The organism is Poriferisphaera corsica, from assembly GCF_007747445.1.
GTDB lineage: Bacteria > Planctomycetota > Phycisphaerae > Phycisphaerales > Phycisphaeraceae > Poriferisphaera > Poriferisphaera corsica.
Genome location: NZ_CP036425.1, coordinates 2,854,338 through 2,870,375 on the forward strand (window position 1 = coordinate 2,854,338; position 16,038 = coordinate 2,870,375).

At 49.9% G+C, this 16,038-nt stretch carries 14 protein-coding genes; 4 read left to right on the forward strand and 10 right to left on the reverse strand.

All coding sequences use genetic code 11. The annotated features are described in order from the left end of the window. Positions 1–266 precede the first annotated feature (266 nt). Complete coding sequence (locus KS4_RS11795; RefSeq protein ID WP_145078221.1) at positions 267–662, reverse strand: rhodanese-like domain-containing protein; 396 nt, start codon at positions 660–662, stop codon at positions 267–269. A gap of 147 nt (positions 663–809) precedes the next feature. Then, entirely contained in the window at positions 810–1,157 is a 348-nt protein-coding gene (gene hpf / locus KS4_RS11800) for a ribosome hibernation-promoting factor, HPF/YfiA family (RefSeq protein ID WP_145078222.1), read from the reverse strand. A gap of 380 nt (positions 1,158–1,537) precedes the next feature. Here hpf and KS4_RS11805 point away from each other — a divergent pair, with 380 nt between their 5' ends. Next, entirely contained in the window at positions 1,538–1,987 is a 450-nt protein-coding gene (locus KS4_RS11805; RefSeq protein ID WP_145078223.1) for a GNAT family N-acetyltransferase, read from the forward strand. A gap of 195 nt (positions 1,988–2,182) precedes the next feature. On the opposite strand, the gene KS4_RS11810 is transcribed toward KS4_RS11805, so the two are convergent. The 4 genes from KS4_RS11810 to trkA form a co-directional block, all read right to left on the reverse strand. Next, the gene (locus KS4_RS11810) at positions 2,183–2,734 is read right to left on the reverse strand and encodes a NuoI/complex I 23 kDa subunit family protein (protein ID WP_145078224.1); all 552 of its coding nucleotides are present in this window, start codon (positions 2,732–2,734) and stop codon (positions 2,183–2,185) included. A 241-nt stretch (positions 2,735–2,975) separates the two neighbouring features. Then, positions 2,976–5,246, reverse strand: coding sequence for a serine hydrolase domain-containing protein (locus KS4_RS11815; protein WP_145078225.1), 2,271 nt, complete (start codon positions 5,244–5,246; stop codon positions 2,976–2,978). A gap of 284 nt (positions 5,247–5,530) precedes the next feature. Beyond that, entirely contained in the window at positions 5,531–7,147 is a 1,617-nt protein-coding gene (locus KS4_RS11820; protein ID WP_145078226.1) for a TrkH family potassium uptake protein, read from the reverse strand. Between the two features lie 389 nt (positions 7,148–7,536). Then, on the reverse strand, positions 7,537–8,925 hold the full coding sequence (gene trkA / locus KS4_RS11825) for a Trk system potassium transporter TrkA (protein ID WP_145078228.1): 1,389 nt from the start codon (positions 8,923–8,925) through the stop codon (positions 7,537–7,539). Between the two features lie 790 nt (positions 8,926–9,715). Between trkA and KS4_RS11830 the strand changes: the two genes are divergently transcribed. Beyond that, the gene (locus tag KS4_RS11830) at positions 9,716–10,024 is read left to right on the forward strand and encodes a hypothetical protein (RefSeq protein ID WP_145078230.1); all 309 of its coding nucleotides are present in this window, start codon (positions 9,716–9,718) and stop codon (positions 10,022–10,024) included. A gap of 73 nt (positions 10,025–10,097) precedes the next feature. Here the strand turns inward: KS4_RS11830 and KS4_RS11835 are convergent, their stop codons facing one another. Beyond that, positions 10,098–10,427: a DMT family transporter gene (locus tag KS4_RS11835; RefSeq protein WP_200761200.1), complete on the reverse strand. Its 330-nt coding sequence runs from the start codon at positions 10,425–10,427 to the stop codon at positions 10,098–10,100. A gap of 711 nt (positions 10,428–11,138) precedes the next feature. On the opposite strand from KS4_RS11835, the gene KS4_RS11840 reads away from it, so the two are divergent. Beyond that, the gene (locus tag KS4_RS11840; protein WP_145078234.1) at positions 11,139–11,453 is read left to right on the forward strand and encodes a hypothetical protein; all 315 of its coding nucleotides are present in this window, start codon (positions 11,139–11,141) and stop codon (positions 11,451–11,453) included. Positions 11,454–11,569: 116 nt separating this feature from the next. Here KS4_RS11840 and KS4_RS11845 read toward each other — a convergent pair whose 3' ends face one another. Next, complete coding sequence (locus tag KS4_RS11845) at positions 11,570–12,148, reverse strand: OsmC-related (seleno)protein (protein WP_145078235.1); 579 nt, start codon at positions 12,146–12,148, stop codon at positions 11,570–11,572. Between the two features lie 94 nt (positions 12,149–12,242). On the opposite strand from KS4_RS11845, the gene KS4_RS11850 reads away from it, so the two are divergent. Then, entirely contained in the window at positions 12,243–12,872 is a 630-nt protein-coding gene (locus KS4_RS11850) for a TetR/AcrR family transcriptional regulator (RefSeq protein WP_145078237.1), read from the forward strand. A gap of 91 nt (positions 12,873–12,963) precedes the next feature. On the opposite strand, the gene KS4_RS11855 is transcribed toward KS4_RS11850, so the two are convergent. Both KS4_RS11855 and KS4_RS11860 read right to left on the reverse strand, forming a co-directional pair. After that, positions 12,964–13,635, reverse strand: coding sequence for a potassium channel family protein (locus KS4_RS11855; RefSeq protein WP_145078240.1), 672 nt, complete (start codon positions 13,633–13,635; stop codon positions 12,964–12,966). Between the two features lie 372 nt (positions 13,636–14,007). Then, the gene (locus KS4_RS11860; protein ID WP_145078243.1) at positions 14,008–15,906 is read right to left on the reverse strand and encodes a TrkH family potassium uptake protein; all 1,899 of its coding nucleotides are present in this window, start codon (positions 15,904–15,906) and stop codon (positions 14,008–14,010) included. Positions 15,907–16,038: the final 132 nt, after the last annotated feature.

Sequence of the window (16,038 nt, forward strand, 5' to 3'; positions counted from 1 at the left end):
TACTCTAATGCATGGCAAAAAATGCCGCAGCGAATGTTGATAGCAAATACTCCCCGCGAGCTTTGCATCCGACCAGAACAGCACCCTTTCGTGCACTCAGCAGCATTCAGAGCGTTTTTCAGGTCAATGGAACGTGTTCCAATGCTGCCTGAAAAGCGGATCGCAAAATCGACATCACGTGGGACCAACCGCGAGCTGCAGCAAGCCATGCATTTTCATAGCCATCCCCCCTGACACGCTTTTAGGCGTGTTTTTCAATGCCCTATCTAAATCTCTATCTCCAAATCAGCCTCTCCATAGGCGCTCATCCCACCCTCAAGTGAATACACCCGTTCAAAACCCTGCTCACGTAACATTTTCCCCGCCAATATCGAGCGATGCCCTCCCCCGCAATACAGCACCACGGGCCGCCACAGATCCGCCTCACTTGCATTCCCGCCAAAGCATTCTTTTTCCAAACGCATCTCAATCACGCCCCGTGGCAAATTCACTGCACCCTTCACATGACCCCGCACAAACTCATCTGGCTCACGCACATCCACAATCAACATCCCATCCTCCTCATTCATCAGCTCTCCAAACTCTTCAACATCAATCTCCTCAACACTCCCCTCCGCACGAACCTCATTCGCCAGATCCAGCAATGTTTTCTTTAAAGCCATCATCATCTCCTTGTTTCCCCTCAGCATTTTATTGATCCCTCACACACGAATCATCTTGCCGTATTCACAAAAATTCAACCCACGAAAAACCCCGTTACTCTAAAAAGCAACGGGGCCAATGTTTTGTTGATTTAAAATTCTACACAATCATATCATCGCATACGGATGATTCGTGACCGCATGCCGATGTTTATCACGCTGTCGATTGATTTTACGCCGCACCGTTCGCTTTAATCGCGTTGCAGCCATATCCACCGCCGCATAAAGATCATGTTCGTCCTGTTCAAGATAAACCGTCCCTGCCTTGCCCAACTCGACCTGTACCTTCAGCGACATCTCATGATTATCCTCATGAGAATGATCTCGTGACAACCGCACAATCACCCCTTGTATGCGATCCTTAAACCCATCTAATGCTGTCGCTATACGTGTCTCGATGTGATCAACCAGGCTCGGTGTCAGACCGACGTTCATACCGTGTACTTTAAATTGCATGAAAGGTCTCCAAAAAAACGTAAGTAATCTAACAGGTTCATAGACATGCCCTCCCCGATAAACGCTATCCCCATGCCCATCCAAGCAATCAACTCCTATCTGCTCAGACAAAGAATCGAATGAAACTTATCTCAGTTATCAATGAGCTTCCAGCACTTTCCTTCCGCCCTCAGCCTCACCATAGCAATGCGATATAACACACGTAGGATGATTAAATTCATCCGCCATGTTTGCCATCATTTGTCGCTTTATGTGGTAACACCAAGACGCTCCAGACAATGCTTTCAACACATCCCAGTATCCGTTGTTAAAATGGGAAGAGCAAGAAAAAAGTGCTTCTAAACAAGGCTTTTCATCACTTTTTTGCTAACATAAATCACATGACCGATAATCACGCCATCCACATCGAAATAATCCCACATACCATACCCTGGCCCCCACAAGCCAACGAATTATTCGGACGTGACGCGATTCGATTCATCCCCACAATACCCACCACGCACGATCAATCGACGAACTTATCCACTGAACCACCTCTCCCTCATCTCATCGGCTTCTTCGAGAACAACACCCTGATCGCCGGCCTTCTCTATCTCCAATTCAATGATCACGCTGCTATCCATCATCTCATCATTCCACCGCAACACCGCGGCAAAGGTATCGCCGGCTCACTCCTCCGTCGCGCCATCTCATTCGCCGAATCACACAACGCAACCTACCTCCTCACCACCGCGGGTTTCGGCTGCCACGACCACATCAACCTTTACACCCGACTCGGCTTCCAATCAACTTCCGACCACGCCCCATACATCATGATTAAAACCCTGTAAACTTATCGCCCAACAATGACTCCCCTCAACTCGCTCTCACTCCAACCACCCATGTCTATCTAACCATTAGTTACCATAAACACGTCAAAAAACCCGACTTTTCAGCCGGGCATTTTTATTTATTACATCAATCCCACCACCTCGCGAATAATGGGGGATTTTTTTTTTTTTGGGGGGGGGGAATTGGGGGAGGATTTACATGGGCTTTTGATCGATCGTAGCATCATAAATCGACAGCAGCTTTTCTTTATCAAAAATCATCTCCTGCCGCGTCATCCCCACAATGTCATACACCGGCGTCAGCTCAATCGCATCCACCGGACATGCCTCTTCGCACATCCCACAATAAATACAGCGAAGCTCATCAATATCAAACTTCACCGGATACTTCTCGCGATCATCCCATGGCGACTCCGCCCCTTCAATATGAATACAGTTAGCCGGACACGCCGTTGCACACATAAAACACGCAACGCATCGCACCCTGCCCTCCTCATCACGATTCAATCGGTGCACCCCTCGAAAATTCCCCGCATACAACCCGCCATCCTCAATCAGCAAGTCCTCCCGGCGAACCTCAGGATAAGGCATCACACGATTCGTCTTTCGCTTATGACCACCCACTGCCCCCGCCAAATGGCGGAACGTCGTACCAAGACCCTTAAATACCTCAGGCAGGTAAAAGTTCTGGGCCGCCGTCATCGGCTTCAAATCCACGTTCACCGTTTCTTCATCACGAATGGGCATCGTATATCAATCCTTCGCACATCCAGCCTCGCAGCCGCCTGTGCCTGTATTTCTAAAGTCAGTCTCTACCATTATTTTTGAACGAAACACCCACCCCGTCAAATCCTCTCCTCTGCCCACATTCCCAATCCCAAATTTCACCGCCCCCACAAACAAATACAGGGCCTCAGATCACCTGAGGCCCTTTTTATGAATCGAATCATTCTCCCATCCCCCCCATCCTCCCCATCCTCCAAACCACCTAACGCTTCATATATGCCCCAATCGTCTGAAACATCACCTGATAGTGCCTCTGATATTCCGCCCCCTGCGCCGGCCTCGCCATCGTCACCACCAACCCATTCTCCAGATCCACCCGGATAATTGACGCCGTCGCCGATCCATGCCCAAACACCTGCTCACTCAGCACCAACTCTGGCTCCCCACTCTCCCCTTCCTCAAACACGTCCCTGAACCATTCCGTGCCCAATCCATACCGAACCTCAGGCGTCAGTGTCCCCTCATACAAATCCCCCACACGCACCGGCAACATCTCGTCACGCGTCCGCTTACTAAAAAAGTACAGATCCCCATACGCTCCACCATTCAGCAGCATCTGCCCCACCTTCGCTAATTCCTTTGCGTTCGTCAGCGTCCCGCCCGACGTATCAAACGATTGCGACTTCTCACACCCCAAAGAAGCCCACAGTCTTTCCTGCATCAATCGCTCAAAACTTTCACCACTCACCAACTCACACACCCGACCTACCAAATTCAGACTCAGCCCGTTGTATTCATACTTTACACCGGGATATATCGAATCCAGCCGATTCTTCACCGCATCATCAAACCAGACATTGGGCATCCCCCCATAATTAATATGCCCTTCCGTACCCGCCAAATGCATCATGCACTGACGCACCGTCATCACCTTATCCCCCTCAACCGGGAACCCCTCAATATACTTCCCAAGCGGCTCGTCCAGCGACACCAACCCCTGCTCCCTGAACATCGACAACAACGTACTGAACATCAACTTCGAAATCGAAGCCGCTTCAAACGTTGAATCCTCATCCACCGCATCATCGCCCGCCGCGTAATGCGCCCCTTGATACGCCACCACACCATGCCTCACCACCATCACATTGAACGGCACGCCGCTCTCATCCGCCCAATTCTGACACACCTCAGCCATCGCCCCCTTAAACCCATCCTCAAACCCAGCCTCCGCAAGCGTCCCTTCTCTCACAACCGTCGCCCCCTGCCCTTCAACCACTTTCGGATACGCAAGTACCTTAGCCTCACGCCCCTCCTCCTTCATACGCAAACGCAACATCTGATCCTTCGTCATAATCCAAGGCGTTTCCCATCCCTTCACTTCACCCAATTTCCCCTCCCGCTCTTTCTGCGACAACACCAACAACCCGTTCAATATCGCCACACCCTCATCATTCGAAATCATCTGCCACAACATCCCCTGTTGCATCTTTCGCATGACGCGTTCATCAAACTTTTTAAACACCGCATCACCAATCCCAAGCGCATTTAAATGCTGAAAATCCAAGCCCCCCAGGTATCGCGTCCAAACGATATCCATATCGTACATCGCAGCAAACGCTACAATTTTCCTCAATTCAAACCCCTCCTCACCTGTAACTTTAATCGAAGCAAAATAGATCTTCCCACTTTCTGCTCGTTCCACCTCATTCAAATCACTGTCATACCACTTCATCTCAATCTTGTAATCGCCCAACACCAGCTTCGCCAGCTCAGGATTATCAAACTCAGGCGTAAATAAATTCGGCCCATCAATCACATAACTCTTTCCCCAACTCCGTTGATATCGGATCGGCTCGTACAACAACCGCTCCACCAACTCACCTCGTTTCTTCGCTGCCAACATCATCTCTTTCTTCCCCTCCGGGATCAGCAACATTCCAAATCCCCACCCATACATATCGTTTTCAATCTTCACCAACACACGATTCACACCCGCCTTGAACCGCATCACAAACTGATCTTCACCTACATTGATTCCACGACCATGCCGCCGAAAATCATGTACCTTTTCACCATTCAACCAAACCTTCGCGCGATCATCCGACCCAAAATATACCTCGACCGCCTCATCACCATCCGCCTCAACTTCCGTGTACGCATAACCAACCCGCCGCCCTGAATCATTGATCACACCGTTTAACGACAAGCTCTCGCCATTACGCAGCTTCACGACTTTTGTCGATGCTGTCCATTCCTTTCCCGCCTTGTCAACATGCTTCACCACCACACCATCACGAATCACCGCCTCGCCTTCTCCACCAATCGGCAACAGATAATCCTCATCCAGCCCGCCACTATTATTCCCCCCAACCTGCTTCTCCTTCGCTATCTCAGGGTTTGGAAATGTCCCCAAAATCACCCACTCAAACCGCGTATCACCATCAACCTCACTCACATTCACACCACCCCATACCTGCATCACATTCATAGCCATCATCACCCATACAAAAATCGATAAACGTACAGCATTCATCCTGTCGCTCCTTCACAACACCTGTCTATTCATTAATTAGAACCAAACTCGTCTTCAAACATCACCGACAACATTCACAGCACCGCAACGGTAGCAACGACGCCTCACAATCGATCATCTTGAAAACGCTACTACCCCAGCAGCGGCAGCAAATATAACAATCACCAACTACCTAATCAATACCTAACATCGGATAATCTGATATTTATTCAACCGATTCAACAATCAAGACCACTTAATGCATGCCTGGCACATCATTCACTACATTCTCACCACAACCCGCCCTATTCACTCCGCCAGAAACTCGGCGTAAACAACACCAATATCGCATACACCTCAAGCCGACCCAGTGCCATCAACAGCGCCATCACCATTTTCGAGCTGCTGCTAAAAAATCCATAGTTCTCAATCGCGCCCACCTGCTCTAAGCCCGGCCCAATATTGTTCAACGTCGCCGCACTCGCCGTTGCCGCCGACACATAACTCAAACTCCCCGCTGGCTCCAACACCATCAACACAATCGAACCCAACCACCACAGCACGATAATCCCCAAAATATAAACCAGCACCGCCTGCTTCAGCTCCGTCGAGATCGTACTCCCCGCAATCCGGATCGGGCGTACAACACTCGGCCTGAAAATTCGCTCAATCTCCGCAAACATAATCCTGAACCCGATCAGTACACGGATCACCTTAATCCCGCCACCCGTCGAACCCGCCGACGCGCCCACAAACATCAGCATCAACAACACCATCTTCGGAACAAACGGCCACACATTGAAATTCGCCGTCCCAAATCCCGTTGTCGTCTGAATCGACACCACTTGGAACAACCCAAACCGCACCGCCTCAGGAGCCGTCCCCTCCACCGTTGAACCATCCGTCACCTGAATCGTGCTGCCCACCAGATACGCCGACACAACCATCGTCGCCCCAACAATGATCGCTAAATACGTCCGCAGCTCCGGGTCCTTCCAAATCAGCTTGAACCGCCGCCTCGCCAGATGGTAATACAACCCAAAGTTCACCCCAGCCAGGATCATGAAAATGACCGTGATGAAATCAATCATCCACGTATTCAACACCCCAATATGCTCCGCGTTGTAATACCCAATACTCGCATTGTGCGTCGAGAACCCGCCCGTTGCCAGCGTTGCAAACGTATGACACACCGCCTCAAACCACGTCAACCCAAACGCCTTATACAGCACCACCTGAATGATCGTGAAAAACAAATAAATCAGCCACAAAATCCTCGCCGTCTCACGAATCCGCGGGCGAACACCCTGCTGTTGCGGCCCCGGCGCCTCAACAAAAAACAATCGCTTCCCACCCACACCCAAGTTCGGCAGCACCGCCACAAACAAAACCACAATCCCAAGCCCGCCCAGCCAGTGCGTCATCGCCCGCCACAACAACAGACCTTGTGGCACACCGCTGATATCACTCAACACCGTCGAACCCGTTGTCGTCAATCCACTCATCGCCTCAAAATAACAAGACGCGAACGATGCAAACTCATGACCCGACCGCGTGGCCGCATCAACCAAATGCTCATCATTAAAATGCCACCACAAAAAGTATGGCAACCCCGACAACGCCGCACCAACAATCCACGTCAGCGCCACCAACAACAACGCCTCACGCCTCCCCAGCGTTTCATCAAACGCCGGCAACATCCCATCCCCACCCTTCTTCGCATATCGGCCCCAACCCCACATAATCAACCCCACAAACGAACCCACACCAATCGTCCCCAACAATCCATAGATCGCGTACAACTCCTCTGTCTTGTCAGCCGCATACAACTGCCATGCCGCCCAAGCTGTAATCAGCAACATGCAGAAGCACATCACTAACATCACTAAACCAAGTTGTTGAAAAACGATCCTAAGCTTCATATCACTCCCGTACCCCCCCTGTTCGTATCACATCATTTCCAACTCCGCCCCTGACTTGCAGCGCTATCTTAATAGCCTCCCCGAATCACTGCTATCTCCCCCCTGTTCGTATCACAACTTCTCCAACTCCGCCCCTGACTTGCAGCGTTATCTTAATAGCCTCCCCAAATCACTGCTATCTCCCCCCTGTTCGTGTCACATCATTTCCAACTCCCCCCTGATTTGCAGCGCTATCTTAATAGCCTCCCCGAATCACTGCTATCTCCCCCCTGTTCGTATCACAACTTCTCCAACTCCGCCCCTGACTTGCAGCGCTATCTTAATAGCCTCCCCGAATTGCCGCTATCGCCATCACCCAATAACACGTTTAATCTGAAATTCAGCCCATACTAACTTAAGAACGTTCCCATCCACTTCGTCCCCGGGATCGGCAACCCCTTAGCGCCAAATAGACGACGCAATTCCGATTTACTGGACGCCGGCCCCACCGCAATCACCGTATCACCCTCCATAATCACCGAATCAGCACCCGGCACAAACACTTCCTTGTCACGCTGCAACGCAGCCAACAAGCAATGCCCCGGGAATTTGATTTCCGACAGCGGCTTCCCAATCACCTTGCTCGCATCCCCCGGCACCTTAATCTCATAAATCTCCGCAATCCCCTCCGACAGCGACCCCAATCGCTTCACCGGCCCCGGCTCTATGAGTCGTTGTATCTCCGTGACCGCTGTTGATCTCGGGCTGAACGCTTTATCAATCCCAATATGTCTAAGCAAGTGTAAGTACGTCGGCCGCTGCAAAACCGCAATCGCCTGCGCCACACCCATCGACTTCGCCCGCGCCGCAGCAAGAATGTTCGTCTCCTCATCATCCGTCATCGCAACAAACGCATCCGCCAAATCCACGCGCTCATCTTTCAGCGCATCCGTATTCACCGCATCCGCATTCAGCACCGTCACCCAATCCAATTTTTCACTCAGTTCTTCCGCTCGCGCCCGGTCAGTTTCAAACAAACGAATCGAGAATCCGCGGTGTTTCAATACGCGGCATAACCAAACCGACTGCCCTGTACCACCCATGATGATGATCCGTCGCCGCTTGTCCGTTGTGGTCTGAAACACCTTTCGGATCTTCTCAAACGAGTTCGTGTCCCCGATAATCGTCAGAATATCATGCGCCTCGATCACCGTGTCCGCATCAGGAATTGACGGGTATCCAAAATGCTCAACAGCCGCAACTCTTGCAGCGCCCGGTAGTTGTATATCTCGCAACTTCAAGCCCGCCGCCTTCGAATCCTCCGACACCGGCAACTGCTGCATCTCCACTTTCCCCTTGGCGAACTGCTCAACAGCCAACGCGCCAGGGTTTCTGAGCGTCGATGCGATCGCATGGGCTGTCGCGTATTCAGGGCAGACCATATGGTCGACGCCAAGGTGCTTGGCGTAGGCGAAACTGTTCTGTTCAAAGAAAGCGGAATGATGGACGCGTGCGATGCAAGTCGTTGCGCCAACGCCCTTTGCAATCGAAGCAGCGAGAAGGTTTATTTCATCAGAAGAGGTTGCCGCGATAAAGAGATCGGCCTTGGCGGTCCCCGCTTCAAGGAGGATATCGGCCTGCGTGGCATTGCCGAGCAGAGAACGCACGTCCATGACGTCGTCCAGCTCAGCGAGCTTTTCCGGGGACTGGTCAATAACTGTGATGTTGTTACGGGCTTTGGCGAGAACTTCAGCAGAGTGCCTGCCGACTTCGCCGGCGCCACAAATCACGATATTCATAAAGACCCTCTAAATGCTGCCTGCATAACCTGTTGCAACAGCGGGTATTGAAAAAGCCACGGCCAATTATGAGCGTTAGCGGTGAGGCTGAGGGGATGAGCAGGCGTTGGAGGCTAACTGAATGCCAATTTTTGATGTCGGCAAGCGCCAGCGTGGCCGGTCAAAACAGGCATAAGTTTATCCGGCTTTGCGGCCCGATGCGAGAGGCATCCCAAACACAAGACGTACCCGATTCATCCTGTGTGATTCTGACTCTTTAGATAGCTATGAATCTCGTTCACAGGGTCGTGGTTGTGGAAAGTTTTAATGTGTGATTGCTGAGCGAAACGCGCGCACCCAAGCAAATCGGATGCTCTGCCTGTTCGCTAATACGATGTTGGTTTTACGACCCAAATATGCGCACGAAATAGACGCGCGACTGCGAGTGAAACTCAATCTTCCGAGCGCGGCGCGTTTGTGCGCAAATCGCAGCGCGCACAAAATGTTCAGCACTTGAACATGTGTTCTTATAACCTATTACCGGTACTCGATTAGCAACGATTTAAGGCTGGATTCTCAGATTTAAGAAAAAGGTCAAAAATGGTGGATTTTGGTCAAAAACGTGACAGTTTTGGTAAGAATTCAGCAGAAAAAGGCGCGTTTTCGCCAGTAAAATTCTTTTGACTGTTCGAAGTCTGACCATTTTGTGCGCGCTGTGTTTCGTGAAGTTGGCTTGAATTGGTGGTGAGAGTCGATCAGACAGTAGGGTCATCAGATACTGAATGGCTGCATTATTCTGAAAGGACATACGATGTTTTATCGCGTAAAAGCAAAATTGAAAACTGAGAAGGCTGCGGAGTTTTTGGATCGATTACGTGACGGGACGATTAGTGAACAGAAGCTGGATGGACAGGAGATTGTTGATTCGATGCATCGGGCGGTGATGAATGATGATGAGGTGATGTGGAGCGAGAAGTGCTTCTGCCCTACCCCGTTGAAGCATGAACGAGAGACGGTATTGGATTTTTACTTTGATGATCTAACAACGGAAACCCTTCAAGGGTATGAAGACTATGAAGGTGATTCGTTTATGGAATACCTCGTATCTGTTGCGAAATAAAAAACAGCAGCTGTTCTAATTAGCCGCTGCACACTTTGGCTTATTTAGTTCACTTATAGCTTAGTTTTCACCCTTAATGCACACTTGCATTCGAAAACACCATCAAAAGCATGACCCCAACAATCATCAGTCCCATTCCCGTCATTCCCACCACATCAATTTTCTGCTTGTATACAATCGCGCTCACCCCAGTCACAAGCACAATACCCAAGGCGCTCCAAATCGCATACGCAATTCCCACTTTCATATCTCTTAAGGTTAACGACAGCAAATAAAACGCAGCTCCATATCCGCAAATGACTATCAAACTTGCCCATAGTTTCGTAAATCCATTGCTCGCATTAAGTGCGGTTGTTGCTACGACTTCACATATGATTGCACTCAATAAATACACATACATCATCACATTTTCCCTTTGTTCTTTAGTTTGATGTGATACCTAAAATAATTCATTGAGAACTTTGTTCTCAAATATTCTTTATTTTCAGAAAAATAAACTTGATAAGCACTGAGTCATGCAATGACTCACAATATCCCTGTTTTTACAGGTTTTTCTTGGTTTTACTTATAAATGTTTATTCCACTCAAGATTTTTTAACACCATTTGTATATAGATGTTATTTCAATAAATCTTTCGAGTGTTCTTCAATACGCTCGTTGCGAGGGTCTAAAAATAATAGAATCGAACAAAGTAAATTAATTAAAGAACATGTCAAAGTTTTTATGCTACAAAAACTATCTTTGGCTATGTTAATAGATAAACACTTTGGCTATGTTAATAGATAAACAAAATATTTACATGCGGTAGAAATATATATCACATTGTTTCCAGATTCTAATTGTTGTTTGACTATTCCTAAAAAACCAAGCAAAGCTAGTGCAATCAGAATGATTATTTTCAATTGTTGTTTCATATTGATCAATACACTATAGCCACCATCAACATTCATCCTTACCAATAGACATTTCTCCTAAAATACAAACACATTACTTGGTAACAAACTTTCGATTTGATTTGCAGTTTACGTTGACTAAATTTAATCAAATATTTGGATCTACAGACTCTTAGACTGCAATCCCAACGACGAAGTTGGCTTACAAGAAAGGATATATCATGTTTTATCGCGTCAAAGCAAAACTAAAAAAAGACAAGGCAAAGGAATTGCTTGAAAGAATTCAGGATGGATCAATCAGCAAAAACGGGCCGGATGGAGAAGAGATGATTAATGGATTTGAACGCGCTGGTGTTGATGATTCAGGAACAGTTGAGTGGAGTATGGTGTGCTATTGCCCAACGCCATTGGCACATGAACGTGCGACGGTGTTAGATCACTATTTTGATGAACTGACGACTGAGGTGATTAAAGATTATGAGTTACATGATGGACGCCGGTTTATTGAATATCTTGAAGAAGCGGCGAGATCATAAAACGGGCTTGTCGATAAGTTCGTGTGTGGCGCGTCATCGCAACTACGAGACAATCGATTTTAGTTGGGTAAAAAACGATCCTCCATGATCGCTGCGGTCCAGGATATTCAACTAGCTTAGATTTGTATACCGTTCTGAAAAATATTGATTGTTGAAGGAACGGCATTGACGACGGTTTGCGCGGCCATACATGCTTTTTCTGAAACTTTGATCATTTCGTTAATTGTTTCTGGAGATTCATCTGAATCGATGATGACATTGGTTTCGAGTCCATTCGGGTAGCCTTCCATTTGTCCGCCGGTGTCTGAGGTCATGCCGGGAATGCGTGACTGAAATTTCATTTTTTGTTCTAGCTTAATATTGAAGATTTTCAGCTGTTTATAATCGGCATAACCTTTTAAGTGGGTCAGGAAGCAGAAGGCGATACCTGCGGCGAGGTATGCAAGCGGCGCGGGGGCGAGGTTTGATCCGCCAATAGAGAGGCCTTCATCGCAAAGCAACTCGAAAGCGCCGAAGGTTGGTATGTTGGGCTGGACGTAGCAGCGTTTAAGCAGTCCCTGTTCGGGGACCATTTCGGCAATAACATTTACTTCAAGATCGAGTCCTTCTTTTGATTTTTTTGCAGGTTTGATCGGGTATGTCTCGGGATCGGGCATGTACTCGATTGGTGTTACGATTGTTTTCTGGGTTGACATGATGTGCTCCTTGTGCAAAATAATATTGGTACGACTCCGTACCCTTTAATGGTACGGCGCTGTACCATTTTGTCAATTACAAAAAGGAAAAAAAATGCCAGACAACATGAGTAAGCATGCAAAACGCCAATCAGCGCGCAAAACTGAGATTGTGAAGGCGGCGACTGAGATATTTTTTCGCGAGGGGTACGGGCGAGCCAGTATGGATCAGGTGCATTCGGTTGTGGGGGGATCGAAGCGCACGCTCTACAAACACTTTTCGAGTAAGGATGAGTTATTTATAGCGATTATCGAGCGTGTTTCTGATCGTGTGTTACAGGTAATGGTGCCAGAAGAGATTGAGGGGGAATTGGAGAATGTGTTGCTTACGATCGGTGAAAGTTATTTGAAAGTTATATTGTCAAAAGACGGACTATCGCTGTTTCGTGCGATGATATCTGAGGCGACTCATTTTCCAACACTGGCGAAACAGTTTTATGAGCATGGCCCCGGAAAAGTTTCATCCGAACTAGCTAAATTTTTCAGAACTAAGCAGAAGCAGGGCGAGATGAATGGGGGGGATGCGAGGGCGGCTGCGGAACAATTTCTAGGCATGCTACGTGGTGATGTGCATTTAACCGCTCTGCTATATGGGCAAAAACCACGTGGCGCGAGTATCGTCAATCATGTGGAATGTGTCGTCACATCGTTCTTAAAAAGTTATGGTGGAAATGATAAAAAATAAACGTTTTGCTTGAACGGTCCGACACGCGAGGCTGCTATTGATTAACGGCCATTGCTGTTCTAGATAATGTTGTGTCGCGGACTATGGGTGTCTATTTTTTAACAATTTTGGCGAGGTCTTTGTCGGCGCCCATGATGACGAGGATGTCTTCTTCACGCAGCCCGGAGGTTGGATCAGGGATCATGACTGATGGCGGAGTGAGTTCGGATTGCTCGGGCTTACGACGTTTTATGGCAACGACGTGGACGTTGTACTCGGCGCGTAGGTTGAGTTCGATGAGGTTATGGCCTCGCCAAGCTTCGGGGGTTTGGATTTCAACAATGGAGTGCTGCGCGTCGAGTTCGAGGTGATTGCGGAATTGTGGTGTGATCAAGCGATTGGCCCAACGGTCGGCGGATTCGTCTTCGGGGTTGACGACTTCGTCTGCGCCGATCTTGGCGAGGATCTTGGCGGAGGTGGGGGTGACGGCGCGGGAGATAACGCGGGGAACGCCGAGCTGTTTGAGAACAACGGTGGTGAGGGCGATGGCTTCGAAGTTGTTGCCGATGCCGACGATGGCGATGTCGACTTTGTCGACGCCTTGGGAGAGAAGCGCTTGTTCGTCGGTTGCATCGAGTGCGATGGCGAGGGTAACGCGATCACGCATGTCTTCGATGAGTGCTGGATCGCGGTCGATGCCGATGACCTCGTGGCCTGATGCTGCGAGGTTTGCGGCGAGTCGTGAGCCAAAGCGGCCGAGTCCGATGACGGCGAATCTGTGCATGATCAAAAACTTTCTAATCGGTGGTTAGCAGGGTGCGGGGATATGAGGCAATGAGTGGGTGTATTGTAACAGGTGCAAGAGTGCTAGTGCTAGAGACTCGTATTAGGCGCAAGCGAGGGATTTTAATGCTTGCAGGCATATGCGTGGTTGAGGGAGTTACGGAAGTGTCTTGGCGCGCCGCGAAATGTCGCGGCGGCTATTGGAAATCAGTGATTGCAGGCAATTATGATTGAGTTGGGGACACCCTCGCACCGGCGGTACGGGGCTTGTGAAATGAATTGAGCGTTGAGTGGGCGTTGCGGGGTGAGAGTTTCCGGCGAGCGTGGCTCGCTGGCTATTGGCGTTTGTTTTTCATGTGCATAAGGGGGGGGATTAGCCGAGGGCGATGTCTTCGTGGGGGTATGAGATCTGGGTTTGATGTCGGCGAGAGAGGATGAGTGAGGAGAGGAGCGCGAGAGGGCCGACTCGGCCGAGGAACATGACGAGTATGATGACGATTTTACCAAAGGGTGTGAGTTGTTCGGTGATGCCGAGGGAGAGGCCGGTGGTTGTGGCGGCGGAGACGACTTCGAAGAGTGTTTGGATGAAGGTGAAGGGTTCGGTGAGGGTGAGTAGGTAGGTGGCGGTGATGATAAGTCCGATGTAGCAGAAAAAGATGGTGCCTGCTTTTTGGATGGCGGCTTGAGGAATGGTGCGTTTGAAGATTTCGGCTTCGGGGCGTTGGCGCATGTTGGCGATGATGGAAAGAAGGAGGAGTGCGAAGATGGTGGTTTTGATGCCACCGGCGGTTGAGCCGGGGGAGCCGCCGACGATCATGAGTGCGAGGAGGGTAAGGTGAGAAGAGGGTTGAAGTTCGGGGGTGTTGGCGGAGTAGAAGCCGGCGGTACGGGAGGAGGTGGACATGAAGGCGGCGTCGGCGATAGTTTGCCCTATGCGCGAGATAGAAAGAGGATCGGAGGTGGATAGCGGTGTTACATAGAAGAATGGTGTGAGTTCTGAGATAGCAATGACGAGCGTGCCGAGGATGAGAAGGGATGCGGTGGTGGTGAGGACAACTTTGGAGTGAAGAGAGAGTCGGCGGGGTGAGAGGTCGACGGGGGGAAGATCGGTGAAACGCGTGGGGTTATTTTTCTTGTCGGAAATGCGATAGCGGAACATGGCGTAGAGGTTGCCGAGGACGGGGAAGCCGAGTCCGCCGAGGACGATGAGTGGGATGATGACGAGGTAAATGCCAGCGCTAGTGCGGTAGTTGTGGAAGGAATCCCCGGTGATATCGAAGCCTGCGTTGCAGAAGGCGGAGATGGCGTGGAAGAAGGACATGCCAAGACGCTCTGTAAAGAGGAGAGGGCGCGTCGGATCGGATTGCCACATGGGGAGAAGGAGGAGCGCGCCGATGGTTTCGATGATGAGTGTGGTGAGGACGATAAAGCGGATGAAGGAGGTGATTTTGTGAAGAGGCTGATCGGAGAGCATTTGCGAGAGTGAGACGTTTTGCTTGAGAGAGAGGGAGCGGCCGAGCATGAGCGCGAACATGGAGGCGAAGATGATGATTCCGAGTCCGCCGAGCTGGATGAAGATGGCGATGATGGTCTGGCCAAAGGGTGTGAAGTCGTGTGCGGTGTTTTTGACAGCGAGGCCTGTGACACAAACTGCTGAGGTGATGGTGAAGAGTGAATCTAACCAAGAGATAGATTGATTAATCGGTGTGGCGAGCGGGAGTTTGAGGAGAGGCGTGCCGATGGCGATGAGGAAGAAGAATGAGAGAGGCAGGAGGAGGCCGGGCCGGTGAAGGCGGCGCGAGAGGGCTGTATTAAGATGCCAGAGTTCGGTGGCGGCAACGATGACAACGGAGATCTCGAAGATGGGCCAACCGAGTCGGTTGCCTGCGAGGTGGAGGATGATGCCGGTGAGGGTGATGGCAAGAATAAGGATATCGATGAAGGTCATGCGGCGATCGGTGGCATGAGAACGTGAGCGTGCGATACGAATCACGTCGTACCAGTAGGCGGTGATGAGAATGGTTTGAAGGATGCGTGTGAGGATGATGTAGAGTTGCTCGTCGGATTCGTTGAAGATGTGAGAGACGGCATTGAGTGCTTCGAAACCCCATTCGGGGAGTGGCGGGGTGTAGAAGCCATGAACGAGAACAGATGCGGTGAGGATAAGAATGAGGGAGATGAGGCGGAGGAACAGACGCTGCACGGAGATGGGTTTGAAGGGTACAAACTGGTGCAGATGAGCGGTTTCGAGTTTGGGGTCGAGTTGGGGCATGTTAAGAAGTGCTAGTGCTTGGGACTAGTGTTAGGTAGGAGTGGCGGGGAGGAGGAGTGAGGTGTGATGAGGTGTGATGAGGTTTGAAAACGCCTGCAGGATGTTTGGTACTGCAGGCGCTGATTAGACTGT

What these genes read in the sequence shown, in the direction of transcription:
- KS4_RS11815 (WP_145078225.1), bottom strand. Translation starts at nt 5,246, where the DNA reads ATGAATGCTGTACGTTTATCGATTTTTGTATGGGTGATGATGGCTATG.
- KS4_RS11835 (WP_200761200.1), bottom strand. Translation starts at nt 10,427, where the DNA reads ATGATGTATGTGTATTTATTGAGTGCAATCATATGTGAAGTCGTAGCA.
- hpf (WP_145078222.1), bottom strand. Translation starts at nt 1,157, where the DNA reads ATGCAATTTAAAGTACACGGTATGAACGTCGGTCTGACACCGAGCCTG.
- KS4_RS11830 (WP_145078230.1), top strand. Translation starts at nt 9,716, where the DNA reads ATGTTTTATCGCGTAAAAGCAAAATTGAAAACTGAGAAGGCTGCGGAG.
- KS4_RS11840 (WP_145078234.1), top strand. Translation starts at nt 11,139, where the DNA reads ATGTTTTATCGCGTCAAAGCAAAACTAAAAAAAGACAAGGCAAAGGAA.
- KS4_RS11845 (WP_145078235.1), bottom strand. Translation starts at nt 12,148, where the DNA reads ATGTCAACCCAGAAAACAATCGTAACACCAATCGAGTACATGCCCGAT.
- KS4_RS11805 (WP_145078223.1), top strand. Translation starts at nt 1,538, where the DNA reads ATGACCGATAATCACGCCATCCACATCGAAATAATCCCACATACCATA.
- KS4_RS11855 (WP_145078240.1), bottom strand. Translation starts at nt 13,635, where the DNA reads ATGCACAGATTCGCCGTCATCGGACTCGGCCGCTTTGGCTCACGACTC.
- KS4_RS11810 (WP_145078224.1), bottom strand. Translation starts at nt 2,734, where the DNA reads ATGCCCATTCGTGATGAAGAAACGGTGAACGTGGATTTGAAGCCGATG.
- KS4_RS11795 (WP_145078221.1), bottom strand. Translation starts at nt 662, where the DNA reads ATGGCTTTAAAGAAAACATTGCTGGATCTGGCGAATGAGGTTCGTGCG.
- KS4_RS11820 (WP_145078226.1), bottom strand. Translation starts at nt 7,147, where the DNA reads ATGAAGCTTAGGATCGTTTTTCAACAACTTGGTTTAGTGATGTTAGTG.
- KS4_RS11850 (WP_145078237.1), top strand. Translation starts at nt 12,243, where the DNA reads ATGCCAGACAACATGAGTAAGCATGCAAAACGCCAATCAGCGCGCAAA.
- KS4_RS11860 (WP_145078243.1), bottom strand. Translation starts at nt 15,906, where the DNA reads ATGCCCCAACTCGACCCCAAACTCGAAACCGCTCATCTGCACCAGTTT.
- trkA (WP_145078228.1), bottom strand. Translation starts at nt 8,925, where the DNA reads ATGAATATCGTGATTTGTGGCGCCGGCGAAGTCGGCAGGCACTCTGCT.